Here is a 21,413-nt window from a genome sequence, read left to right on the forward strand (position 1 = left end):
ACGCGGAGCCGGTCGCCGAAGCCGCTGCTGCCGCTGAGGCCGAGGCACCTGCCACCAAGCCGCGCCGCCGCACCCGCAAGGCCGCGGAAGCCGCCGTCGAGACCGTCGAGGCCGAGATTCCCGCTCAGCCGACGGAGGAGACCAAGCCGCGTCGCCGTACGCGCAAGGTCGCGGAGGCGGCTCCGGCTGTCGCCGAGGAGGCCGCCGTGGCGAAGCCGCGTCGCCGTACGCGCAAGGCGGTTGCTGCACCGGCTGAGGAGAGCTGAGGCACTCCGCCAAGGCTCAACGCCTGAAGGCCCGGCACCCCGTACGGGGCGCCGGGCCTTCTGCGTACCCCCCCCCAACTTCCCCTTGCCGTAACCCAGTTCCTGTCCCGGCGCTCCGCGCCGGATGTCTCCCACCCACCCACCCGATCACCCCGCGACAAGACGGCAACGAGCAGGCGAACAGGCGCCGCAGCTAGTGACTCCACCCCCGCCCGACCCGCCAACGCCGGGCAAACGGGCGGGTGGGCGGGAAAGACCCGCCGCAACTCCGACCCACAGGCACCACACTGCAACTGAGCGACACCCCGCCCGACCACCCCGCCGACGCGGGGTAAACGGGTGGGCGGGTAGGGAAGACCCGCGCGGAGCGCGGGAAAGCCGCCCGCCCCCTCCACGCCCCCGCCCCTGCGACTAGCCTCGGAGGCATGAGCAGGCCCCCCACCTTCACCCCGCCCCCCGGCGTCGACGCGCGGCGGCTCCAGACCGTGCGCGGCGACTTCGCCACCCTCGACGCCCGCCCGGCCGGCGAGGCCAAGGGCACCGTCCTGCTGCTCCCCGGATTCACCGGGAGCAAGGAGGACTTCATCGCCCTGCTCAGGCCCATCGCAGACGCCGGCTACCGAGCGGTTTCCGTCGACGGGCGCGGGCAGTACGAGACCCGGGGCCCCGAGAAGGATGAATCCCCGTACGCCCAGGCCGAGTTGGCCCAGGACGTACTCGCCCAGGCCGACGCGGTCACAGTCACCGGCACGCCCCACCTCCTGGGGCACTCCCTCGGAGGCCAGATCGCCCGCGCCGCCACCCTCCGCGCCCCCGCGGACACCTTCGCCTCGCTCACCCTCATGGCCTCCGGGCCCGCCGCCATCTCCGCCTCTCAGCAGGCCCGCGCCAAGATGCTGACGGACGCGCTCGGCGTCCTGTCGATGGCAGAGGCCTGGGAGGCCATCCAGGCCTTCGATCCGCCCGAGGACACCGCCCTCGACGGTGACGTCCTGCGCGAACGCTGGCTGCGGCACAGCCCCGCCCAGCTCATCGCCACCGGCAAGCAGCTCTGCGCCGAGCCCGACCGCGTCACGGAGCTCGCCGCCGTACCCCTGCGCAAGCACGTCATCTCCGGCGAGCGCGACGACACCTGGCCCATCCCCTGGCTCGACGCCATGGCGGACCGCCTGCACGCCCACCGCACGGTCATCACCGGCGCCGAGCACTCCCCCAACACCGACCGCCCCGCGGAGACCACCGCGGCCCTCATCGCCTTCTGGGACCAGAACGCCGGCGACGAGAGCCCCTAGCCCCTAGTACTGCGTCTGCAACTGCCCCCAGAAGCCGTCCCGCAGTGCCCGCCGCAGGTCCGACTGCCCCCGCAGCGAGTACGCGAGCAGCTTCTCCGCCTCCACCAGGAGTTCCTGGTCCACCGATCCCGGCAGATACGGATGGCCCGGCAGCAGGTCCACAAGGGCCGCCCGCCCCCGCGCGGCCAGCCACTTCGCGGCGATCTGCGCGCCGACGAAACGCACGTCCTCGCGCGAGGGACGCGAAGTGCCCGCCGTCTCGTACGACATCGCGGCGTTGCGCCGGGACACGTACGGCTTGAAGAAGTCGAGGTCGAACGTGCGCTGGCTGTCGACCTCCCACAGCAGCGGCTCGGCCTGGTTGCGGCCGTCGGTCGCCTCGATGCCCCACAGGTGCACCCGCGCGCCGTAACCCTGCGCCGCCTCCACCGCCGAGACCAGGTCCTCGTCGCCCCCGATCAGGGCCGCGTCGCTGATCGCGCGGTGCCGGGCCAGCGACTCCAGATCCGTCCGGATGAGGGAATCGACGCCCTTCTGTTGATTGTTCGCGTTGAGGTTGCCGAGACGGACCTTGACATCCGGCAGCTCCGCGATCGACTGCTGCTCCACCGTGTGGATGCGGCGCCGCGCACCGTCGTACCAGTAGACGCGCAGCAGACGGCTGTCCGCGAAGATCGTGCGCGCCTTGTCGATGAGCGCGTCGATCAGGCCCTCCGCGTCCAGGTCGAAGGCCCGCCGGTCCTCGGTGCCGACCGCGAGCCGCCCCGCCGCCGCGTACACATATCCGGCGTCGACGAAGATCGCGTGCGTGGACGGCGTCTTCGCCACCTCGGCGAGCACGCGCTCGAGGAGTCCGTTGGCGCGCTCCAGCTGGGCGCTGATCTCGATCTCGTCGTTCATGGGGGCCATAGGGGCACATTGTCCCGTCGGTCACGCAGCGAACACAACCGGTCTCGCTACTCGTGAGTAATTAGTCTGTCGAAAAATTTCCTTAGCGTAGGGAATGTTTGCTGGGGGCAACTCGTTGTACCCGTAGGAACGCCGGACACAGCTGTCCCGGTGGCCACACACCAGTAGTTCTCCTCCAGGAGGATGACCAGACGAAGGGAGCGCCCCATGCGCTTCGAAATCATGCGACTCGACGACGTCGACGGCTCCGCCGTGGACCGGACCGTCGTGGACGCCGCCTCCGTCAATCGGATCGTGCAGCAGGCCGCAGCGATCGGCCAGCGCATCTATATCCGACCGGCCGAATCTCAGGCCTCGTAACGCACAGGTTGAACAGATAGAGGTTGAAGGGCCCCCGTACACCTTTGGTACGGGGGCCCTTGGCATGTCCGGGCGGCCTGCCCCCGGTGGAGGCGCGTGGAGGCGCGTGGAGGCGCCCTAGGCGCCGTTGATCACCTGCGTCACGCCGTTGATGATCTGCTGCACCGCGATCGCGGAGAGCATCATGCCCGCGAGCCGCGTCACCAGGACCACGCCGCCGTCCTTGATGACCCGGATGATCAGCAGCGAGTAGCGCATCACGAGCCACAGCACGACGTGCATCGCCACGATCGCCGTCCACACGGAGATCTGCGCACCGACGCTGTCGGCGTCCTGGACGGCCAGGATGACCGAGACGATCGCGCCGGGCCCCGCGAGCAGCGGCATGCCGAGCGGTACGAGGGCGACGTTGACGTCCTTGGTCTGCGTCGGCTCGTCCGTCTTGCCGGTGAGCAGGTCGAGCGCGATCAGCAGGAGCAGCAGACCGCCCGCGATCATCAGCGCGGGGACGGAGACGTGCAGGTAGTCGAGGATCTGGTGCCCCAGGACCCCGAAGACCGCGATCACGCCGAACGCGACGCACACAGCCTGGAAGGCCATCTTCCGCTGCACCTTGGCGGGACGGCCGGAGGTGAGTCCGAGGAAGATCGGGGTGATCCCAGGGGGATCCATGATGACAAAAAGAGTGAGAAAGAGGGAGCCGAAGACGGCGACGTCGAACACAGTGATGGCCTTGCGGTGAGTCGTACGAAAGTGCCGCGCGAGGGCGGCGGAAAAGGTGGGGCAGGCAGGGCAGCCTGGCGGCCCGAGCGGGGAAGCCGCTGTTACGCGGCAGGACCTCCGCCCGCGCCCGGCACCGGGAACGCCCCGGTCGCGCGGCGCGTGATCTCCCCGTAGATCTCGGGGTCGGTCGTGAACTCCCCGAGTACGCAGGTCTTCCGGCTGCCGTGGTAGTCGCTCGACCCCGTGGCAAGCAGGCCGAGGTCCACGGCGAGGCCGTGCAGCCGGGTGCGGGTGGCCGGGTCGTGGTCCATGTGGTCGGCCTCGACACCGTCGAGACCGGCGGCGGCCAGCGCCGCTATCGCGGCCTCGGGCACCACCTGCCCCCGCTTGACCGCCGCCGGGTGCGCGAAGACGGTGACGCCGCCCGCGGCCTTGACCAGGCGGATCGCGTCGAAGGGGTCCAGTTCGTGCTTCTCGGCGTACGCGCGGCCGCCGTCCGCCAGCCAGTCGGACGTGAAGGCGTCCGAGACGGTCGGCACGACGCCCAGTTCCACCAGGGCCTCGGCGATGTGCGGGCGGCCGACCGAGCCGTCGCCCGCGATGCGCGCGACCTGCTCCCAGGTGACCGGGACGCCGAGCTCCTGGAGCTTGCCGACCATCGCCTTGGCGCGGGGCACCCGGTCGTCGCGCACGAGCTCGCGCTCGCGGGAGAGTTCCGGCTCGTCGGGGTCGAAGAGGTAGGCCAGCATGTGCAGGCCCACGCCGTCGAGGCGGCACGAGAGTTCGGCGCCGGTGACAAGGGTGAGGCCCGCGGGCAGGGCCGCGACGGCCTCCGCGTGTCCGCGGGTGGTGTCGTGGTCCGTGAGCGCGACGACGTCGAGCCCGGCGGCGGCAGCGTTGCGCACCAGCTGCGCCGGGGTGTCCGTGCCGTCGGAAGCCGTGGAGTGGGTGTGCAGATCGATGCGCACGACGCTGAACTCCAGACTCTGACGGGACGACCTACGGCTGACTACGACTCACTACAGCTGACTACGGCTGACTCGACCGGCGCAAGTGACGCGAGTGAGACGCGAGCGACAGGCGCCAGGGGGACGCTCAAGGATAACGGGACTCGAACACTCCCCCGTCCGCCACAGAGGAGACACCCCTCACGGCGGCAACAGCCCCACCAGGCGCCACCATCACACCGTTACGCCCTCACGCCCTCCGGGCACCACGCCCTCACGGCATCAGAATCCGCGGCGAAAGCGCCCCGCACGGCAGCAGGTCCGTCTCGGCCCCCGCGTCCCGCAGATCGGTGAGCACCAGCTCGTCGTACATCAAGAGCCCCGACTGCTCCGGCCACGCGATCGCCCACAGCCACAGCCCGCGCGCCTCGCCCGCGAAGACCGCACGGTCGTCCGGCGCACCCGCCACATGCCACATCGGGGTCGGCCTGCCTGCCGCGAGGAGCTTGGCCGGTGGCGGCTTCTCCACGTTCAGGTAGGGCCCGGGGTCCGGGCCGTCGATGCCCGCGTACCGCGCGCCGAGGCCGACGCCGAGCTCCTCGGCGACAAGGACCAGCTCTCCCATGCCGCCGAGCGGCGCGGGCCCCGAGCAGGCCACGGCGGTCGCACGGCCGCCGCTGCGGTCGTCACCCGCGCAGGCCACACCCGTGAACAGCCAGCCGACCGGCAGCGGCCACGGCATCCAGACCGGCACCTGCGCGCGGTGCACCACGACCTGGAGAGCCTCGACGCTGGGTGGGATCACCGGCTGCAGCGGATGCACCGTCCCGTGCACACCGCACTGCCAGGAATCGGCAAAGAGACCGGGAGCCCTGACCCGGCCACCACACTTCGGGCAACTGGGTTCGCCCCTCATAACGACCAACCGTCCTCCCCGGCCGTCGCCCCGTCAAGGACGATCACCCGTCCGGTGGCCCTGTCCGTGGCCCTGTCCGTGGCCCCGCCACCAGGCGAAGCTAGATGTAGCTTGCATCTTTTAGCCTCGCTAACTAATATATGTATACGTCAACGATCTCGACGGAAGCCGCTTCTGCGAGCCGCACCACGGAAGCCGCTTACGGAAGCCGCTAAGGAGCAGGCATGAACAGCAGCACAGGAGGTCCCGCCGAAGGGGACCCGTTCGACGAGGGAGCCCCGAGCCTTCTGCGTCAGCCGAAGGCTGTCTGGGCGACCGCGGGCGCGTCCGTCGTCGCCTTCATGGGCATCGGGCTCGTCGACCCGATCCTGCCCTCCATCGCCAAGGGCCTCGACGCCTCCGCCAGCCAGGTCTCCCTGCTCTTCACCTCCTACTTCCTCATCACCGCCGTCGCGATGCTGGTGACCGGATTCGTCTCCAGCCGGATCGGCGGCAAGAAGACCCTGCTCCTCGGCCTCGCACTCGTCGTGGTCTTCGCCGGACTCGCGGGCACCTCGGGATCGGTCGGCGAGCTCGTCGGGTTCCGCGCGGGATGGGGCCTTGGCAACGCGCTCTTCGTGTCGACCGCCCTTGCCGTCATCGTCGGCGCGGCGGCCGGCGGCAGCGCCGCGGCGATCCTGCTCTACGAATCGGCGCTCGGCCTCGGCATGGCGTGCGGACCGCTGCTCGGCGCGGTGCTCGGCAACGCCAGCTGGCGCTACCCGTTCTTCGGCACCGCGGTGCTGATGGCGGTCGGCTTCCTCTGCATCACGGCGTTCCTGAAGGAGCAGCCCAAGCCCGCGCAGAAGACATCACTGCTCGCCCCGATCAAGGCCCTGGGACACGGCGGTCTCGCGTCCGCCGCCGCCTCCGCGTTCTTCTACAACTACACGTTCTTCACGGTCCTGGCCTTCACGCCGTTCGTGCTGAACATGACCCCGTACAAGTCGGGTGCGATCTTCTTCGCCTGGGGCCTGCTGCTCGCGGTCTTCTCGGTGCTCGTGGCCCCGCGGCTGCAGGCGCGGTTCGGCTCCCTGAAGGTGCTCGGCGGTTCGCTGGTCCTTCTCGCGGCGGACGTCCTGGTGCTCGGGTACGGCAACCACGCCACGGCCATCGTCTGCACGATCCTGTCCGGCGCCTTCATCGGCGTGAACAACACCGTCTACACCGAGCTCGCGCTCGGCGTCTCGGACGCGCCGCGCCCGGTGGCAAGCGCCGGTTACAACTTCGTCCGGTGGTTCGCGGCCGCCGCCGCGCCGTTCTTCGCGCCGAAGATCGAGGAGTGGAGCGACATCCACATCCCGTTCGTGGTCGCGGCCGTCACGGCGGCGCTCGGAGCGGTCGTGGTCTGGGTCCGCAAGGACGCCCTCAACCACGAGGCCGCGGAGCTCGAACCGAAGCACGCCACGGAGGACAGCGTCACCGTCTTCGCCAACTGAGGCCGCCGACAAGGAACTTCGGCCCAGTAGGGGACTTCAGTCCAGGGAAACGGACCTGCGTAGCGGATCGCGCAGGTCCGCCCCGCTGTTCAACCACCGTTCCTGAAGGGCCTGCGCGCCGTGCACCCGCTTCCACGCCGCCTCGTTCGGCGTCATGGGCAGCAGCGGCAGGAAACGTACGGGCTCCATCGGCTCGTCGAGCTCCAGGTCCTCCACCAGGCCCCCCGGCTCGGCGACGAGCACCGAGGTGAACTGCGCGCCGGGCCACAGCGGTTCGCCCACGTCGAGCGAGGCGCCGGGGGTCACGATCAGGCCCTCGACCTGAGGTGAGGCCGCCAGTACGGCGAGGGGGCGCAGCACCTTGTCCGTGTCGGCCACGCCGCCTCGTACGGAAAGGATCAGCTCCGCGCGCGGGCCCTTGACCGGGTCGGCCAGGGCGGCGGTGGGGTCGGCCATCGGCTGGGCCGCCATGCCGAGGGTGGCGTATCTGACCACGTCCCCGTCCGTGAAGCGCAACACTTCGACGCGGTCGGTGCCGAGGAAGGTCACCGCGGCGCGGGCGTCCGGTTCACCCAGGCCAGTACGGAGACGGGCCTCGACCAGAGCAAGAACATCAGCCATGACGCGAGCATAGAACTCATCAGTGGAGGGTAAAGACGGGGCTTGACACTTCAGTCGGCTGATAGTGTTGGCCGCTGGTTCCGGGCAGCACGAAGGCAGCACGCAGAGCGCGCTCTCAAGCCCGGGCAGATGACTTCGCGCGCTACGCGCTTGGGACTTCCCCTACGGGGGACCGGCCGGAGGAGGTGGGGCTGCCATGGATCGAAGTCGACCGTGCAGTACCACCCGTTCTTCCGTCTGACACCTCACGCAGCCCTGTAGCTGCCACTGTGCGCCTGTACTCTCCGTGCTCGCGTGCGACGGAAGAGCACTTCGTTTCCACCTGATCTCTCTGAGTTATCTGATCTGAGTCAGTAGCGAAGCTGCCACCGCGATGGTGCGGTGCTCCCCGCTTTGTGGACGTGCCAAACATCTTCAGCAGGACGTCCCCATTCCGGGTAGTTCCACCCGCCGCCGGCGGCCTCCGTCAAAGGAGCCTGCCCATGTCGATGATCCGTGACCTTCGCGCCGCCGTACGCCCCTCGCTCCGCAAGGACGGCAGCGCCTACAGCTCGTACGACACCACGCGCGACCCGACGGCCGCATCCGCCGTCGTCGACTGCGCCGTCTACCGCGACGGCCGCCGCGCGGCCTGCGACGACACCCTCACTCCGCACGAGGCGATGCTCCAGGTGCGCCGCGACGGCGGCTTCGCCTGGATCGGTCTGCACGAGCCGACCGAGGCCGAATTCTCCGGTATCGCCGCCGAGTTCGGGCTGCACCCGCTCGCCGTCGAGGACGCGGTCCACGCCCACCAGCGGCCCAAGCTCGAGCGCTACGACGACACGCTCTTCACCGTCTTCAAGACCATCCACTACGTCGAGCACGCCGAGCTCACCGCCACCAGCGAGATCGTGGAGACCGGCGAGGTGATGTGCTTCACCGGGCGGGACTTCTTCATCACCGTGCGGCACGGCGGCCACGGCTCGCTGCGCGCCCTGCGGCGCCGGCTCCAGGAGGAGCCCGAGCTCCTCGCCAAGGGGCCTTCTGCCGTCCTGCACACCATCGCGGACCACGTCGTCGACGGCTATCTCGCGGTGGCCGACGCCATGCAGGACGACATCGACGAGGTGGAGACCGAGGTGTTCTCCGCCCCGAGCAAGGGCAAGGGCTCCGCGCGCGGTGTCGACGCCGGGCGGATCTACCAGCTCAAGAGGGAGGTCCTGGAGTTCAAGCGGGCCGTGTCCCCGCTGCTTCGGCCCATGCTGCTCCTGAGCGAGCGGCCGATGCGGCTCGTCGACCCGGACATCCAGAAGTACTTCCGCGACGTCGCCGACCACCTGGCCCGCGTCCAGGAACAGGTCGTGGGCTTCGACGAACTGCTCAACTCGATCCTGCAGGCCAACCTCGCGCAGGCAGCGGTCGCGCAGAACGAGGACATGCGCAAGATCACCTCCTGGGCGGCGATCATCGCCGTGCCGACGGCGGTCTGCGGGGTCTACGGCATGAACTTCGAGCACATGCCCGAGCTGCACTGGCGGTTCGGCTACCCGATGGTGCTCGTCCTCATCGCCGGCGCCTGCTTCACGATCCACCGCACCCTCAAGCGCAACGGCTGGCTGTAGCCGCAAGGCCTGTCGATAGGCTGCGCGCATGACAGAAACGCTGCTCGCCCAGGCCCTCGTCGAGGAGGCCACCAAGAAGTCGGGCCTCATCTGGGTGCGCGGCGAAGAACCGGCCCGCGCCCTGTGGCACGTATGGCACGAGGGTGCGGCGCACCTCATCGGCGACGGCCCCGGAGAGCAGCCGTTGCCGGGGCTCGTCGACGGCGGCACCGCCGAAGTCACCGTACGCAGCAAGGACAAGGGCGGGCGGCTCATCGCCTGGACGGCTCAGGTGACCGAGCTGGCGCCGCGCTCCGAGGCGTGGGAGGCGGCTGTCGCCGAGCTCAAGGGCAAGCGCCTGAACGCGCCCGACGGCGAGCGGATGCCGCAGCGCTGGGCGGACGAGTGCCGCGTCGTCCGGCTCACCCCGCGGGACACGATCACCGACCTGCCCGACGGTTCCCTCGCGGCCCCGCCGCTGCCGACCGCGGCGACCACCCGGCAGCCGGTGCCCGAGAGTCTGCCGCGGCTGCTGTTCAAGCGGAAGAAGCGGCGCGGCTAGACGTGCACGCGCCGACCACGGCGTACGCACCGCCTGGCGCGCCCCCACGGCGCACGCACGCCGCCTCTACGCACGCCGCTTGCACGCACACCGCTTGTACGCACACCGCCCCTACGACGTGGGCAGCTGCTCGCCGTAGTCCACCATCTCGTCCTTGTCGGGTTCGGCGAGCGTGAAGTCCTGGCCCCAGTCGCTGAGCCGGAGCGTGCCCGTGTCGCCCGCGCGCTCCAGGCGCAGCGGGTAGGGCTTGCCCTCCAGGGAGACGTCCAGGGTGCCGCCCGCGCCCTCGTCGCCGTTGATCTCGATGGTGGGGTTGCCGTCCGTCGTACCGCGGTCGCCGGTGGCCAGCTCGCCGTGCAGGGTGAGCATGCCGTCCAGGAGGAGGTCCTTGTCCGTGAAGCCGCTCAGCTGCTTGTAGGCCGCGTCTCCCGCGGGCACCTTCACGAACTTGCCGTCGAGCTTGGCCGCGGCCGCGTCGTCCGTCTTGCCGGGCTTCTCGGCGCCGCCCTTGGCGTCCTCGTGGGTCCAGAAGGCGGAGTCGGCCTTCAGGAAGAGCTCCTTGCCGACGCGCAGCAGCTGGAAGGTCTCCCCCTTCGAGGTCACGGAGCCGGTGCCGCCCTCTTCCTTCAGGCGCATGTCGAGCTTGTACGTGTGGCCCTTGCTGACCAGCGTGCCCGCGAGCCGTACCGCGGGTGCCGCGTCGGCCGCCGCTCGGGACTTGCTCTGGATCTTCGCGGCGGAGAGTTTGCCGATGCCGTTCGTGCCCGCGTCCGGATCCTCGTCACTGCTGCACCCGGTGAGGCCGGTGACCCCCACGACGAGACCCGCGCACATCGCGCTCACGAGTGCCGTCTTGCGGATACGGCGGACCGGGGGAATGGCTGGCACAGGGGGCGCTGCCTCTCGTGGGGACGACGGCTACGGCTACGGCAGTACGGCAGCGTACCCGTGCTGACTAGGTGGATCGTCGCCAGTGCGGCCGGACGCTCCGCCGGGGCGCATCCGACCGGGACGGGCTAGCCTGAAGCCCGCATTGCAGGACAGAACAGCACATAACGTCAAGAGCCGACATCAAGAACTGACATCAAGAGCTGACGCCAAGAGCTGACGCAGGAGCGAGGGAGGCGCGTGACATGGCGGCGAGCGCCTCCCGGGTCTTCGTCTCGCACCTGGCCGGCAGCGCCGTCTTCGACCCGAACGGCGACCAGGTCGGACGGGTGCGCGACCTGGTGGCGATGCTCGGGGTGCAGCGCAGGCCGCCCCGGCTCCTCGGCCTCGTCGTCGAGCTGTCCACGCGGCGCCGCATCTTCCTGCCGATGACCCGCGTGACCGGCATCGAGACGGGCCAGGTCATCACGACCGGCGTACTGAACGTGCGGCGTTTCGAGCAGCGGCCCACCGAGCGGCTCGTGCTCGGCGAGATGCTCGACCGGCGGGTCAGGCTCGTCGAGACGGGCGAGGAGGTGACCGTCCTCGACGTGGCGGTGCAGCAGCTTCCGGCCCGGCGCGACTGGGAGATCGACCGGGTCTTCGTACGCAAGGGGAAAGGCCGCACCTTCCGGCGCAAGGGCGAGACGCTCACCGTCGAGTGGTCGGCCGTCGACGGCTTCTCGCTGGAGGAGCACGGCCAGGGCGCCGAGAGCCTGCTCGCCACCCTCGAACAGCTGCGCCCCGCCGACCTCGCCAACGTCCTGCACCACCTCTCGCCGAAACGGCGGACGGAGGTGGCGGCCGCGCTCGACGACGACCGGCTCGCCGACGTCCTCGAAGAGCTCCCCGAGGACGACCAGATCGAGATCCTCGGCAAGCTCAAGGAGGAGCGCGCCGCCGACGTCCTGGAGGCGATGGACCCGGACGACGCGGCCGACCTGCTCGCCGAGCTGCCCGAGGACGACAAGGAGCGGCTGCTCACGCTGATGCAGCCGGACGACGCCGCCGACGTGCGGCGCCTGATGGCGTACGAGGAGCGCACCGCGGGCGGTCTGATGACGACCGAGCCGATCGTGCTGAGGCCCGACTCGACGGTCGCGGACGCCCTCGCGCGGGTGCGCCAGCAGGACCTCTCCCCCGCGCTCGCCGCGCAGGTCTACGTGTGCCGTCCGCCGGACGAGACACCGACGGGCAAGTATCTGGGCACCGTGCACTTCCAGCGGCTCCTGCGCGATCCGCCGTACACGCTGGTCAGCTCGATCCTCGACGACGATCTGCAGACCCTCGCGCCGGAGACCACGCTGCCCCAGGTCGCCGGATTCTTCGCCACGTACGACATGGTGGCGGCCCCCGTCGTCGACGAGGGCGGCTCGCTGCTCGGGGCGGTCACGGTCGACGACGTGCTCGACCACATGCTGCCGGACGACTGGCGCGAGACGGAGTTCCACCAGGAGGAGGGGGCGCCACGTGCCGCCGGCTGACCGCGAGCGGGACACCCGCGTCGAGCAGCGGATCGCTCCCCGCTTCCGCCTCGACCAGCCGAGGCCGCCGCGCCGCAGGTTCCTGCCGGAGTACGACCCCGAGGCCTTCGGGCGGCTCTCCGAGCGGATCGCGCGGTTCCTGGGCACGGGGCGCTTCATCGTCTGGATGACGGTCACCATCATCGTGTGGGTCGGCTGGAACGTCTGGGCACCGCAGGCGCTGCGCTTCGACCCGTTCCCCTTCCTGTTCCTGACCCTCGCGCTCTCCCTCCAGGCGTCCTACGCGGCTCCCCTGATCCTGCTCGCGCAGAACCGGCAGGACGACAGGGACCGGGTCAACCTCGAACAGGACCGCAAGCAGAACGAGCGCTCCATCGCGGACACCGAATATCTGAGCCGCGAGATCGCCTCGCTGCGCATGGGTCTCGGCGAGGTCGCCACCCGCGACTGGATCCGTTCCGAACTCCAGGACCTGGTCAGGGAGCTGGAGCAGCAGCGTGCGGGGAGCCGCGCGGTATTCCCGGCGGAGGAGAGCGGCGGGCGTGATCTAGGCGACCGTTGACGGCTCTTTCCGGGGCGGGGTTACCGCGCCGTACTATCGGTCTTATGGCTACGGAAGACGCGGTGCGTGAAGCACTGGCGACGGTGAACGACCCCGAGATCCACCGACCCATCACTGAATTGGGGATGGTCAAATCGGTAGACATCTCCCCTGATGGGGTGGTGGCGGTCACCGTGTACCTCACGGTCTCCGGGTGCCCGATGCGCGAGACCATCACGAAGAACGTGACCGACGCGGTCGCCGCCGTCGAAGGCGTCACGCACGTCGACGTCACCCTCGACGTGATGAGCGACGAGCAGCGCAAGGAGCTGGCGAGCGCCCTGCGCGGGGGCACCGCCGAGCGCGAGGTCCCCTTCGCCAAGCCGGGATCGCTGACCCGGGTCTACGCGGTCGCGTCCGGCAAGGGCGGCGTCGGCAAGTCCTCGGTGACGGTGAACCTCGCGGCCGCGATGGCGGCGGACGGCCTGAAGGTCGGCGTCGTGGACGCGGACATCTACGGCCACTCCGTACCCCGGATGCTGGGCGCGGACGGCAAGCCCACCCAGGTCGAGGACATGATCATGCCGCCGTCGGCGCACGGCGTGAAGGTCATCTCCATCGGCATGTTCACGCCGGGCAACGCCCCGGTCGTATGGCGCGGACCGATGCTCCACCGCGCCCTCCAGCAGTTCCTCGCGGACGTCTTCTGGGGCGACCTGGACGTCCTGCTCCTCGACCTGCCCCCGGGCACCGGCGACATCGCGATCTCCGTCGCCCAGCTGGTCCCGAACGCCGAGATCCTGGTCGTGACGACGCCCCAGCAGGCGGCGGCCGAGGTCGCCGAGCGCGCGGGCTCCATCGCCGTACAGACCCACCAGAAGATCGTCGGCGTCGTCGAGAACATGGCAGGACTTCCCTGCCCGCACTGCGGCGAGATGGTCGACGTCTTCGGCACGGGCGGCGGCCAGCGGGTCGCCGAGGGCCTGACCAAGACCACCGGCGCCAACGTCCCGGTCCTCGGCTCCATCCCCATCGACGTCCGCCTGCGCGAAGGCGGCGACGAGGGCAAGCCGGTCGTCCTGACGGACCCGGACTCCCCGGCGGGCTCGGCGCTGCGCACGATCGCCGGCAAGCTGGGCGGCCGCCAGCGCGGCCTCGCGGGCATGACCCTGGGAATCACCCCGCGCAACAAGTTCTGAGGCCTTTCCGCGCCTCTGCCGTACGCCGATGGGGCGCCGCTCATGATGAGCGGCGCCCCATCGGCGTATGGGTGCGGGGCAGCAGCCCTGAGGGCTCACCACCGCGATTCCGGCGGAGGGCTCAGGCCGCGTACTCGTGGATGTCCTTGACCACCGAGAAGCCCAGGCCGTACGCGCTCATGCCGCGTCCGTACGCGCCCAGGTGCACGCCCTCCTTGGTGGACCCGGCGAGCACCCAGCCGAACTCGGACTCGCGGTAGTGGAACGAGGTCGGCACCCCGTCCACCGGGAGCGAGAGCGTCGACCAGTCCTCGCCCTGAAGGTCGTCAGCGAGGACCCAGGCCGTCTCGGTCTGCTGGTCCAGCCAGTCGTCACGCAGGCTGTGGTCCATCTGATGGGGCCAGGTGAAGGACAGCAGCCCCACTCCGGCGAGCCAGGCCGCGGACGACACCGAGGTCGCCTCCAGCAGGCCCGTGCCGTCGGGGCTGTGCCGCACCGGGTTGGCCGCGACGGTCACCACGGCCGCGAAGCGCTCCTTGTCGCTGTTCCCGAAGGGTCCGTCGCTCCGTACCGACGGCTCATCGCCGTGCCCGATGGAGCCGTGCTCCACCGCGCCGTCCGCGGCGGTGCCGACCTGCATCAGCCAGCGCTGCCCCGTGAAGGCCTCGTCGAGGCCGTACCAGGGGAAGGGCGCCAGCAGATAGCTGTCGACCGTGCGCCGGGCGGAGGGCGTCGCTTGCGCGCCGCCGTCCGCGGCCGGCGCCTGTGCGCCTACGCGACTTGTCGTCTCCATGTACCCGGCCGCCTCCTCTATCTCATCGGTCCGATGGGCCCGCCCCCCTCGGGCGTCCTCAGCCGGACAACAAGGCAGGATAGCCACACCCGTTCCGGAAGCTGCTACACCGGTAGGCCGACGGGTGTCTCAAAGGGAGTGTCCCGGGGCGCGATCGGGGGCGCGCCGAGGGGGCCTCGCAGGAGGTCGGGCGAAGGTCGGGCGAAGATCAGGCGAAGACCGGGCGGGGGTCGGACACAGGCCGGACGGAGGTCATCGCACGCAGGCCATCGGATGGAGAGGTCAGGTGGCGTCCGCGTCGGACGGAGGTCAGGTGGCGTCCGCGTCGAACGGCGGGTGCTCGGCGGGTGCGGCCTTCCCTGGCTTCTTGTCCATGTCGATACGGCCGTCCTTCTTGGCCATGTCCACACGGTCACCAGCCGCGTCGGACGCACTGGACGTGGCGGCCGCGCCGTCGGCGGATTCACTCTCACGCCCGTGCACGGCATCCGTGACCTCGGCCATCTCCTTCTTGAGATCGAAGCCGTTCCGGATTTCCTTCAGACCGAGCTCGTCGTTGTCGATCTGCTTGCGGATGAAGGTCTTCGGATTCAGGTCCTCGAACTCGAAGTCCTTGAATTCCGGGCCGAGTTCGCTGCGAATGTCTTCCTTGGCGCTGTCGGAGAATTCGCGGATCTTACGGATGGTGCGCGAGGCGTCCTGAATCAGCTTGGGAAGCTTGTCCGGGCCGAAAACGAGCACAGCGAGGATGATCAGCGCCACTACCTCGAGCGGGCCAATGTCTGAGAACACCTTTAGCTCCTTGCCATCCGGACCGGGTCCACGGTACCCGGCGTTCCTGTCCGTCCGGTAGCCGCTGGGCGACAGACGTGGATCAGTTGCCGCTCGACGCACCGAGCACGAGCGTCGCTTTCCGGTCTTTTCCGGCACGCTGGACCGTCAATTCGAGACTGTCCTTGGGGCGGTGGGCTCGGATCTTGACGATGAGCTCGTCGCCGGAGTGGATGCGCTGGCCGTCCACCTCGGTGATGACGTCGCCCGGCTTGATTCCGGCGCGATCGCCGGGGCCGCCCTTGTTCACGGCTGGGCCGTCGTCCTTGCCCTTGTCGCCGACGCGGGCGCCGTCGCCCGTGTACTCCATGTCGAGCGTGACACCGATCACGGGGTGCGTGGCCTTGCCGGTGTTGATCAGCTCTTCGGCGACGCGCTTGCCCTGGTTGATGGGGATGGCGAAGCCGAGCCCTATCGAACCGGCCTGGCCCCCGCCGGGCGCCGAGCTGTCGTCGGCGGAGCGTATGGCGCTGTTGATGCCGATGACCCGGGCCTCGGAGTCGACCAGGGGGCCGCCGGAGTTCCCGGGGTTGATGGGGGCGTCGGTCTGGAGCGCGTCGACGTAACTGATGTCGCTGCCGTCGCCCTTCTCCCCACCGGCGGTGATGGGCCGCTCCTTGGCGCTGATGATGCCGGAGGTGACGGTGTTCTCCAGGTCGAAGGGGGCACCGATGGCCACCACGGGGTCGCCCACCTGGACGTTCTCGGAGTTGCCGAGGGGCAGCGGCTTGAGTCCGCGCACCCTGGAGACCTTGACCACGGCGAGGTCGTACCCGGAGTCGCGGCCGATGACCTCCGCCTTGGCGGTCTCGCCGCCGCTGAACGTCACCGATATCTCGCCGCCGGTCCCCGCGGGCTCGACCACGTGGTTGTTGGTGAGGATGTGGCCCTTGCCGTCGAGCACGAAACCGGTCCCGGTGCCCTGCGCCTCGTCGCCGCTGACGTGCAGGGTCACGACGCCGGGCAGCGAGCTCGCCGCGATCCCGGCGACGCTGTCCTTGGCGCGCGCCTTGCTCTTCGAGTCCACCTGCGGCAGCTCGATGTCCGTACCGCCGCCGTTGCGCTCCAGATAGGCCCCGAAGACTCCGCCGACACCGCCGGCCACGAGGGTGATGACGGCAACCCCGACCAGGATGATCCGCCGCCCGCGCTTCTTCTGCCTCTCCTCATCGACAGGAACGGCACCGGTCTGCTGGAGGGGGGCGTTCCAGGGGTCGTAGGGCTGGCGGGGAGGGGCGGGGGCCTGGGGGTGTTGCGGTTGGGGCGGTGGCTGCGGGGCGACGCCTTGCGGGGGTGTGGGGTTCGGGGTGCCGTGCGGCGGGGTTCCGCTGGGGGCCGCAGGGAGCTGCGTGCCGTGCGCGGGGGTGGCCGCCGGGTGCTGGACGGGCGGGGCGGGGGCCCAGGGGCCCGGCTCGCCGTAGGGCGGGGTGCTGTAGGGGTCGGGGTCGTGCAGTGGGCGGGGGCGCTCGGCGGGGGCGGGGGCGGCCGGGGTGACGTCGACGGGCGCCGAGTCGACCGGAAACGCCTCGGTGGAGCCGGGCACGGGCGCGGGCCCCGGCGCGGAACCCGGCGCGGGCTCACCCCCCGGCATCGCCGCAGGCGGAGTCGCCGCGGCCAGCGTGAAGTCGCCGGACGTGTCCTCCGCTCGTCCGGCGGCCTCTGCCGCCCCCGCGTCCGTTCCGTCAGGCGCGGACGCCGACTTGGGACGGCTCCACCATTTCGCCTTCGTGGGCTTGCCCTCGTCCATGCTCTCCCCACACCTGGCCTACGGCGGACGCCGTTCACATGCTCAACTCCGCGCCCGCCACAAGCCTCGGGCAGGCACGGCCCACCAAGGATTCAACCAGGTTCCCGCGCCGAAGCGCAGAGCACGTCAGCGGATCTGCGAAGTGCCCTGCAGCGTGCCTTCGAGGGGCGAGGCCGCCGCGGTGCGCTCCGGATCCGCCCCGGCGCCCGAAGCGACGCCGCCCAGGGTCGGCACCGAACCAGCGGGAGACGTGCCTTTCGGTGTGGCGGGAGGGATCGGACGGATCAGGGGAGACATGATCGCCGCCCCGGTCAGCATCGGCGCCGTGACCTCATGCCTGGCGGACACGGGCTCGGGCTGCTGGATGCGCGGGCCCTTCGCCGTCACCCCGGGCAACAGGGGTCCGGCAGCCTGCGTCGGCGCGACCGGCGCCGCCAGGACACCGGGACGCGGGCCCTGCGCGGTCAGCGGGCCGCTGCCACGGCGGCGTACGGAATCGGGAGCCGTGGTGGCACCCGAACCCTGCGACCGCAGCGGCGACGCGTTGCTGTTGCTGCTGCCCGAGCCCGCGCGCGAGTCACCCGGGTCCGCGGGAACGCCCGTCGTGACGCCGCCAAGGGCTATCGCGGCCAGCGACACCGCACCTGCGGCGGCGAAGGCGAACCGCCGCCCGCGCCACATCGACCGCTCTGCTGCCTCGTGACGACCGACGTCGTGCCGGTCGACGTCATGGATGCGGAAACCGCGCCCCGCGCTCGGCAGCACCGCGGCATGGGCACCCGAGGGCGCGTAACCGAAGGTGTCGGGCCGCACGCCGAAGACTCCGGTCGGGGGCAGCCCCGACTCGGTGTCCGCCGTGGCGAAGCCGCCGGTCCCAGGAGGCCTGGGACCGGAAGGAGGCTCGCTGCCACCGCCGGGAAGGCCCTGGAGGCGGGCGAGGAAACTCTCGGAGGGAGGCGGCGGTGCCACCTCGGCGAAGACACTCTTGAGCCGCCGCTGCGCGTCGGCCTCGGTCTTGCACTTCGGACAGGTCGCGAGATGAGCGAGGACCCGCTCACGCGCGTCATGGCCCAACTCGCCGTCCACCAGGGCGGCGAGTCGGTCCCCCAGATGCTGCTCGGCCAGACGCGGCTCGACAGGATTCGACCGTGATCCACTCACGCGGTCGCGCCCCCTCCTCCCAGCGCCACGGCTCCTGCGAGCGAGCGACGCTCGGCGCGGGCTTCGGGCGACCGGTGCTGAAGGGCCTTGCGCAACTGCGAGCGGCCACGGTGGATACGGCTGCGGACCGTGCCCAGCTTGACGCCCAGGGTCGCGGCGATCTCTTCGTACGACAGGCCCTCGATGTCACACAGGACCACTGCCGCACGGAACTCGGGAGCCAGGGTGTCGAGAGCCTGCTGCACGTCCGCGTCGAAATGCGTGTCGTTGAAGACCTGCTGCGGCGAGGGCTCACGGCTGGGAAGGCGCTCCGCCGCGTCGTCCCCGAGGGCGTCGAAGCGGATGCGCTGCTTGCGGCGCACCATGTCCAGGAAGAGGTTCGTGGTGATGCGGTGCAGCCAGCCCTCGAACGTGCCGGGGGTGTAGGTCGACAGGGACCGGAAGACACGGACGAAGACCTCTTGTGTAAGGTCCTCGGCGTCGTGCTGATTGCCGGTCAGGCGGTAAGCCAGGCGATAGACCCGTCCGCTGTGCGTGCTGACGATCTCCTCCCAGGTGGGGGGAGTCCACGCCTGCGATTCCGCGTCAGCGGCAAAGGTCGCGGTCTGAGCGGAGCTGGCAGTGTGGAATCGGTCAGCGGTGTCGGTCACAGATTTCGGCTCACCCGCCAACCTGAGAAAGCGCCTCAACGCTCCTCCCCGATCCGCAGACGCAGCCGCACCTCCCCTGTCGGCTCTGGTGGTGTCCAGTGGAGCCCCTACCATAACCACCTCGCCCGTTAGCTCCGGATAAGTGTTTTTACTGGAATTTGGTACGAGCTCCCTGCCAGCTGTCCTGCCTGGTCGAAGGGCCCGCAGCCAGTCTTGATCCATTCGTTACCCCCGGCGTCCGCCTACCCCTACTAAACGCCCGGTCCCATCTGCGGGTTCCCGCCCCCAACGGATACAGTCACGGCCAGGCACCCACGGGGACAGGAGAGGGCCATTACCGGCAACCGGCAGACGAGCTGGGCGTTCGCCGACGCCTTTGTCGCCGAGGACGAAGCAGCGCGCTGGGCCCGTGACCGAGCCCAGGAAGCAGGGCTGCCCTCGGTGTCTCCCGGTACCGGCGCCGCGCTGCGCATGCTGGCCGCCACGGCGGACGCCAAGGCCGTCGCCGAGATCGGGACGGGCACGGGCGTGTCCGGCCTCCACCTGCTGCACGGAATGCGGCCCGACGGCGTCCTGACCACCGTCGACCCCGAGCCCGACCGCCAGCAGTTCGCGCGGGAGGCCTTCCGCGCCGCCGGATTCGCCGGCAATCGCGCGCGGTTCATCCCCGGCCGCGCACTCGACGTACTGCCCAGGCTCGCCGACGGTGGCTACGACCTCGTCTTCTGTGACGGCGACCGCACGGAGTACCTGGACTACCTCGCTGAATCGTTGCGCCTGCTGCGCCCCGGCGGCCTCGTCTGCTTCGAGGGCGCCTTCGCCGACGGCCGGACGGTGGACTCCGGTCCGCAGCCCGCCGAGGTGCTCCGGACCCGCGAACTCCTTCGCACCGTGCGCGAGAGCCACGACCTGATGCCGGCGCTGCTCCCGGTCGGCGACGGGCTCCTCTGCGCCGTCAAGCGCTGAGCGCAGCGCTCCGCGGGGGCGAGCAGCGTTCTCCGCGGGTGCTTCGTGGCTGGTCGCGCAGTTCCCCGCGCCCCTTCGGGGCCCTCCACCACCCTGGACATAGCACTGCCCCGAGCACCATGAAGGTGCTCGGGGCAGTGAAAGAGTGTGAGCGCTTCCGCGTCAGCCGACGACCTTCTTCAGGGCGTCGCCGAGTGCATCGGCCTCGTCCGGAGTCAGTTCGACGACAAGTCGTCCGCCGCCTTCGAGCGGAACGCGCATGACGATGCCCCGCCCCTCCTTGGTCACCTCGAGCGGGCCGTCGCCCGTTCGCGGCTTCATGGCCGCCATGCTCGTTCCCCTTCCTGAAACCAGCTCATCGCAGCCGACAACCCAGGTGTCACCGGCATCGAACATATTGCTTCCTCGCCATTATCCCGCATGGCAGGACCCGATGACCAACATCGGTCTGCATCGCTTGCGCAACGCGCGCCCTCAAAACCACTCAATTCGGCGATGTGGCTGCGATACTGCGCCGCTCCTTACACCTGCTGGACCAGTAATTCTTTGACGCAGGTCACATATCTCCCCTCATGCCGGAGCCCGAAGACCTCCGTCATGCTGTGCTCGGACAAAGATGACCGGCGCAGGACCACTGGAGGGGATTCACCATGGCCGACACCGTGCTCTACGAGGTGAGCGACGGGCTCGCGACCATCACGCTGAACCGCCCCGAGGCGATGAACGCGATGAACACCGAGGCCAAGGTCGCCCTGCGGGAGGCGGCGCGGTCGGCCGAGTCGGACCCGGAGGTCCGCGCCGTCCTGCTCACCGCCACCGGGCGCGCCTTCTGTGTGGGGCAGGACCTGAAAGAGCACGTGGGATCGCTCATGGCGGACCGCGCCTCGGGCACCGGACAGACGATGAGCACGGTGCGGGAGCACTACAACCCGGTGCTGCGCGCGCTGACCGGGATGGCCAAGCCGGTCGTCGCGGGCGTCAACGGCGTCGCGGCCGGGGCGGGCTTCGGCTTCGCGCTCGCCGCCGATTACCGGATCGTCGCGGACACCGCGCGTTTCAACACGTCCTTCGCCGGGGTCGCGCTGACCGCCGACTCGGGCGTCTCCTGGACCTTGCAGCGCGTGATCGGGCCGGGCCGCGCCGCCGATCTCCTCCTGTTCCCGCGCAACATCGGCGCACAGGAGGCGTACGACCTGGGCATCGCCAACAAGGTCGTCCCCGAGGCCGAGTTGGCGGCCGAGGCCCAGAAGCTGGCCCGCACCCTGGCCGAGGGCCCGACCCTCGCGTACGGGGCCCTCAAGGAGTCGCTCGCCTACGCGGCGGGCCACACCCTGGAGGAGGCCCTGGAGAAGGAGGACGAACTCCAGGCGAAGGCGGGCGCGTCCGAGGACCACGCGATCGCCGTCCAGGCGTTCCTGGACAAGGCGAAGCCCAAGTACCTCGGCCGCTAGAGCCCG

22 protein-coding genes and 1 pseudogene are annotated in these 21,413 nt (G+C 70.3%); 11 read left to right on the forward strand and 12 right to left on the reverse strand.

What is annotated here, in order from left to right; all coding sequences use genetic code 11:
• A pseudogene (locus ACZ5CR_RS13210) lies at positions 1-266 on the forward strand (DEAD/DEAH box helicase); the annotation flags it as partial.
• A 425-nt stretch (positions 267-691) separates the two neighbouring features.
• On the forward strand, positions 692-1,558 hold the full coding sequence (locus ACZ5CR_RS13215; protein WP_468856804.1) for an alpha/beta fold hydrolase: 867 nt from the start codon (positions 692-694) through the stop codon (positions 1,556-1,558).
• Positions 1,559-1,561: 3 nt separating this feature from the next.
• Here the strand turns inward: ACZ5CR_RS13215 and ACZ5CR_RS13220 are convergent, their stop codons facing one another.
• Positions 1,562-2,467 carry an NYN domain-containing protein gene (locus ACZ5CR_RS13220; RefSeq protein WP_468856807.1) on the reverse strand — a complete coding sequence of 302 codons (906 nt, stop codon included), beginning with the start codon at positions 2,465-2,467 and terminating at the stop codon, positions 1,562-1,564.
• A gap of 207 nt (positions 2,468-2,674) precedes the next feature.
• Between ACZ5CR_RS13220 and ACZ5CR_RS13225 the strand changes: the two genes are divergently transcribed.
• On the forward strand, positions 2,675-2,827 hold the full coding sequence (locus ACZ5CR_RS13225; RefSeq protein ID WP_389903510.1) for a hypothetical protein: 153 nt from the start codon (positions 2,675-2,677) through the stop codon (positions 2,825-2,827).
• Positions 2,828-2,944: 117 nt separating this feature from the next.
• On the opposite strand, the gene ACZ5CR_RS13230 is transcribed toward ACZ5CR_RS13225, so the two are convergent.
• The 3 genes from ACZ5CR_RS13230 to ACZ5CR_RS13240 form a co-directional block, all read right to left on the reverse strand.
• Positions 2,945-3,550, reverse strand: coding sequence for a MarC family protein (locus ACZ5CR_RS13230; protein ID WP_468856811.1), 606 nt, complete (start codon positions 3,548-3,550; stop codon positions 2,945-2,947).
• Positions 3,551-3,651: 101 nt separating this feature from the next.
• A complete protein-coding gene (locus ACZ5CR_RS13235) occupies positions 3,652-4,518 on the reverse strand; it encodes a PHP domain-containing protein (RefSeq protein WP_468856814.1) in 867 nt (288 codons plus the stop codon).
• Positions 4,519-4,771: 253 nt separating this feature from the next.
• Positions 4,772-5,413: a DUF6758 family protein gene (locus tag ACZ5CR_RS13240; protein WP_389903514.1), complete on the reverse strand. Its 642-nt coding sequence runs from the start codon at positions 5,411-5,413 to the stop codon at positions 4,772-4,774.
• Positions 5,414-5,637: 224 nt separating this feature from the next.
• Between ACZ5CR_RS13240 and ACZ5CR_RS13245 the strand changes: the two genes are divergently transcribed.
• Positions 5,638-6,891 carry an MFS transporter gene (locus ACZ5CR_RS13245; protein ID WP_468856816.1) on the forward strand — a complete coding sequence of 418 codons (1,254 nt, stop codon included), beginning with the start codon at positions 5,638-5,640 and terminating at the stop codon, positions 6,889-6,891.
• Between the two features lie 36 nt (positions 6,892-6,927).
• Here ACZ5CR_RS13245 and ACZ5CR_RS13250 read toward each other — a convergent pair whose 3' ends face one another.
• Entirely contained in the window at positions 6,928-7,512 is a 585-nt protein-coding gene (locus tag ACZ5CR_RS13250; RefSeq protein WP_468856819.1) for a suppressor of fused domain protein, read from the reverse strand.
• Between the two features lie 482 nt (positions 7,513-7,994).
• On the opposite strand from ACZ5CR_RS13250, the gene ACZ5CR_RS13255 reads away from it, so the two are divergent.
• Both ACZ5CR_RS13255 and ACZ5CR_RS13260 read left to right on the forward strand, forming a co-directional pair.
• A complete protein-coding gene (locus ACZ5CR_RS13255; RefSeq protein ID WP_468856820.1) occupies positions 7,995-9,116 on the forward strand; it encodes a magnesium and cobalt transport protein CorA in 1,122 nt (373 codons plus the stop codon).
• 28 nt (positions 9,117-9,144) lie between these two features.
• A complete protein-coding gene (locus tag ACZ5CR_RS13260; protein ID WP_468856823.1) occupies positions 9,145-9,657 on the forward strand; it encodes a hypothetical protein in 513 nt (170 codons plus the stop codon).
• Positions 9,658-9,768: 111 nt separating this feature from the next.
• On the opposite strand, the gene ACZ5CR_RS13265 is transcribed toward ACZ5CR_RS13260, so the two are convergent.
• Entirely contained in the window at positions 9,769-10,491 is a 723-nt protein-coding gene (locus ACZ5CR_RS13265; RefSeq protein ID WP_468856932.1) for a hypothetical protein, read from the reverse strand.
• 299 nt (positions 10,492-10,790) lie between these two features.
• Here ACZ5CR_RS13265 and ACZ5CR_RS13270 point away from each other — a divergent pair, with 299 nt between their 5' ends.
• The 3 genes from ACZ5CR_RS13270 to ACZ5CR_RS13280 are packed head-to-tail and all read left to right on the forward strand — an operon-like array spanning position 10,791 to position 13,808.
• Positions 10,791-12,068 carry a magnesium transporter MgtE N-terminal domain-containing protein gene (locus tag ACZ5CR_RS13270; RefSeq protein ID WP_468856825.1) on the forward strand — a complete coding sequence of 426 codons (1,278 nt, stop codon included), beginning with the start codon at positions 10,791-10,793 and terminating at the stop codon, positions 12,066-12,068.
• Complete coding sequence (locus tag ACZ5CR_RS13275) at positions 12,055-12,630, forward strand: DUF1003 domain-containing protein (RefSeq protein WP_468856828.1); 576 nt, start codon at positions 12,055-12,057, stop codon at positions 12,628-12,630. The genes ACZ5CR_RS13270 and ACZ5CR_RS13275 overlap by 14 nt, the downstream gene beginning before the upstream one ends.
• A 44-nt stretch (positions 12,631-12,674) precedes the next feature.
• A complete protein-coding gene (locus tag ACZ5CR_RS13280) occupies positions 12,675-13,808 on the forward strand; it encodes an Mrp/NBP35 family ATP-binding protein (protein WP_351163497.1) in 1,134 nt (377 codons plus the stop codon).
• A 121-nt stretch (positions 13,809-13,929) separates the two neighbouring features.
• Here ACZ5CR_RS13280 and ACZ5CR_RS13285 read toward each other — a convergent pair whose 3' ends face one another.
• The 5 genes from ACZ5CR_RS13285 to sigE form a co-directional block, all read right to left on the reverse strand.
• A complete protein-coding gene (locus ACZ5CR_RS13285; protein ID WP_468856830.1) occupies positions 13,930-14,601 on the reverse strand; it encodes a hypothetical protein in 672 nt (223 codons plus the stop codon).
• Positions 14,602-14,910: 309 nt separating this feature from the next.
• A complete protein-coding gene (locus ACZ5CR_RS13290; RefSeq protein ID WP_389903534.1) occupies positions 14,911-15,393 on the reverse strand; it encodes a sec-independent translocase in 483 nt (160 codons plus the stop codon).
• Positions 15,394-15,475: 82 nt separating this feature from the next.
• Positions 15,476-17,179, reverse strand: coding sequence for a S1C family serine protease (locus ACZ5CR_RS13295; protein WP_468856833.1), 1,704 nt, complete (start codon positions 17,177-17,179; stop codon positions 15,476-15,478).
• Positions 17,180-17,305: 126 nt separating this feature from the next.
• The gene (locus tag ACZ5CR_RS13300; protein WP_468856836.1) at positions 17,306-18,340 is read right to left on the reverse strand and encodes an anti-sigma factor family protein; all 1,035 of its coding nucleotides are present in this window, start codon (positions 18,338-18,340) and stop codon (positions 17,306-17,308) included.
• The gene (gene sigE / locus ACZ5CR_RS13305) at positions 18,337-19,104 is read right to left on the reverse strand and encodes an RNA polymerase sigma factor SigE (RefSeq protein WP_344528354.1); all 768 of its coding nucleotides are present in this window, start codon (positions 19,102-19,104) and stop codon (positions 18,337-18,339) included. The genes ACZ5CR_RS13300 and sigE overlap by 4 nt, the downstream gene beginning before the upstream one ends.
• Positions 19,105-19,257: 153 nt before the next feature.
• On the opposite strand from sigE, the gene ACZ5CR_RS13310 reads away from it, so the two are divergent.
• A complete protein-coding gene (locus ACZ5CR_RS13310) occupies positions 19,258-19,956 on the forward strand; it encodes an O-methyltransferase (RefSeq protein WP_389904411.1) in 699 nt (232 codons plus the stop codon).
• 162 nt (positions 19,957-20,118) lie between these two features.
• Here the strand turns inward: ACZ5CR_RS13310 and ACZ5CR_RS13315 are convergent, their stop codons facing one another.
• Positions 20,119-20,286: a DUF3117 domain-containing protein gene (locus ACZ5CR_RS13315; RefSeq protein ID WP_003966491.1), complete on the reverse strand. Its 168-nt coding sequence runs from the start codon at positions 20,284-20,286 to the stop codon at positions 20,119-20,121.
• A 320-nt stretch (positions 20,287-20,606) separates the two neighbouring features.
• Between ACZ5CR_RS13315 and chcB the strand changes: the two genes are divergently transcribed.
• Positions 20,607-21,407, forward strand: a complete 801-nt coding sequence (gene chcB, locus ACZ5CR_RS13320; RefSeq protein WP_468856839.1) for a 2-cyclohexenylcarbonyl CoA isomerase — start codon at positions 20,607-20,609, stop codon at positions 21,405-21,407.
• The last annotated feature ends 6 nt before the right edge of the window (positions 21,408-21,413 follow it).

The sequence above is a fragment of the Streptomyces sp. NPDC031274 genome (assembly GCF_055570235.1).

Excerpts from the sequence above, each read along its gene's own strand:
- ACZ5CR_RS13270 (WP_468856825.1), top strand. The coding sequence starts at position 10,791 with ATGGCGGCGAGCGCCTCCCGGGTCTTCGTCTCGCACCTGGCCGGCAGC.
- ACZ5CR_RS13250 (WP_468856819.1), bottom strand. The coding sequence starts at position 7,512 with ATGGCTGATGTTCTTGCTCTGGTCGAGGCCCGTCTCCGTACTGGCCTG.
- ACZ5CR_RS13260 (WP_468856823.1), top strand. The coding sequence starts at position 9,145 with ATGACAGAAACGCTGCTCGCCCAGGCCCTCGTCGAGGAGGCCACCAAG.
- ACZ5CR_RS13240 (WP_389903514.1), bottom strand. The coding sequence starts at position 5,413 with ATGAGGGGCGAACCCAGTTGCCCGAAGTGTGGTGGCCGGGTCAGGGCT.
- ACZ5CR_RS13255 (WP_468856820.1), top strand. The coding sequence starts at position 7,995 with ATGTCGATGATCCGTGACCTTCGCGCCGCCGTACGCCCCTCGCTCCGC.
- ACZ5CR_RS13215 (WP_468856804.1), top strand. The coding sequence starts at position 692 with ATGAGCAGGCCCCCCACCTTCACCCCGCCCCCCGGCGTCGACGCGCGG.
- ACZ5CR_RS13220 (WP_468856807.1), bottom strand. The coding sequence starts at position 2,467 with ATGGCCCCCATGAACGACGAGATCGAGATCAGCGCCCAGCTGGAGCGC.
- ACZ5CR_RS13245 (WP_468856816.1), top strand. The coding sequence starts at position 5,638 with ATGAACAGCAGCACAGGAGGTCCCGCCGAAGGGGACCCGTTCGACGAG.
- chcB (WP_468856839.1), top strand. The coding sequence starts at position 20,607 with ATGGCCGACACCGTGCTCTACGAGGTGAGCGACGGGCTCGCGACCATC.
- ACZ5CR_RS13280 (WP_351163497.1), top strand. The coding sequence starts at position 12,675 with ATGGCTACGGAAGACGCGGTGCGTGAAGCACTGGCGACGGTGAACGAC.
- ACZ5CR_RS13295 (WP_468856833.1), bottom strand. The coding sequence starts at position 17,179 with ATGGACGAGGGCAAGCCCACGAAGGCGAAATGGTGGAGCCGTCCCAAG.
- ACZ5CR_RS13265 (WP_468856932.1), bottom strand. The coding sequence starts at position 10,491 with ATGTGCGCGGGTCTCGTCGTGGGGGTCACCGGCCTCACCGGGTGCAGC.
- ACZ5CR_RS13285 (WP_468856830.1), bottom strand. The coding sequence starts at position 14,601 with ATGGAGACGACAAGTCGCGTAGGCGCACAGGCGCCGGCCGCGGACGGC.
- sigE (WP_344528354.1), bottom strand. The coding sequence starts at position 19,104 with ATGGTAGGGGCTCCACTGGACACCACCAGAGCCGACAGGGGAGGTGCG.
- ACZ5CR_RS13225 (WP_389903510.1), top strand. The coding sequence starts at position 2,675 with ATGCGCTTCGAAATCATGCGACTCGACGACGTCGACGGCTCCGCCGTG.
- ACZ5CR_RS13315 (WP_003966491.1), bottom strand. The coding sequence starts at position 20,286 with ATGGCGGCCATGAAGCCGCGAACGGGCGACGGCCCGCTCGAGGTGACC.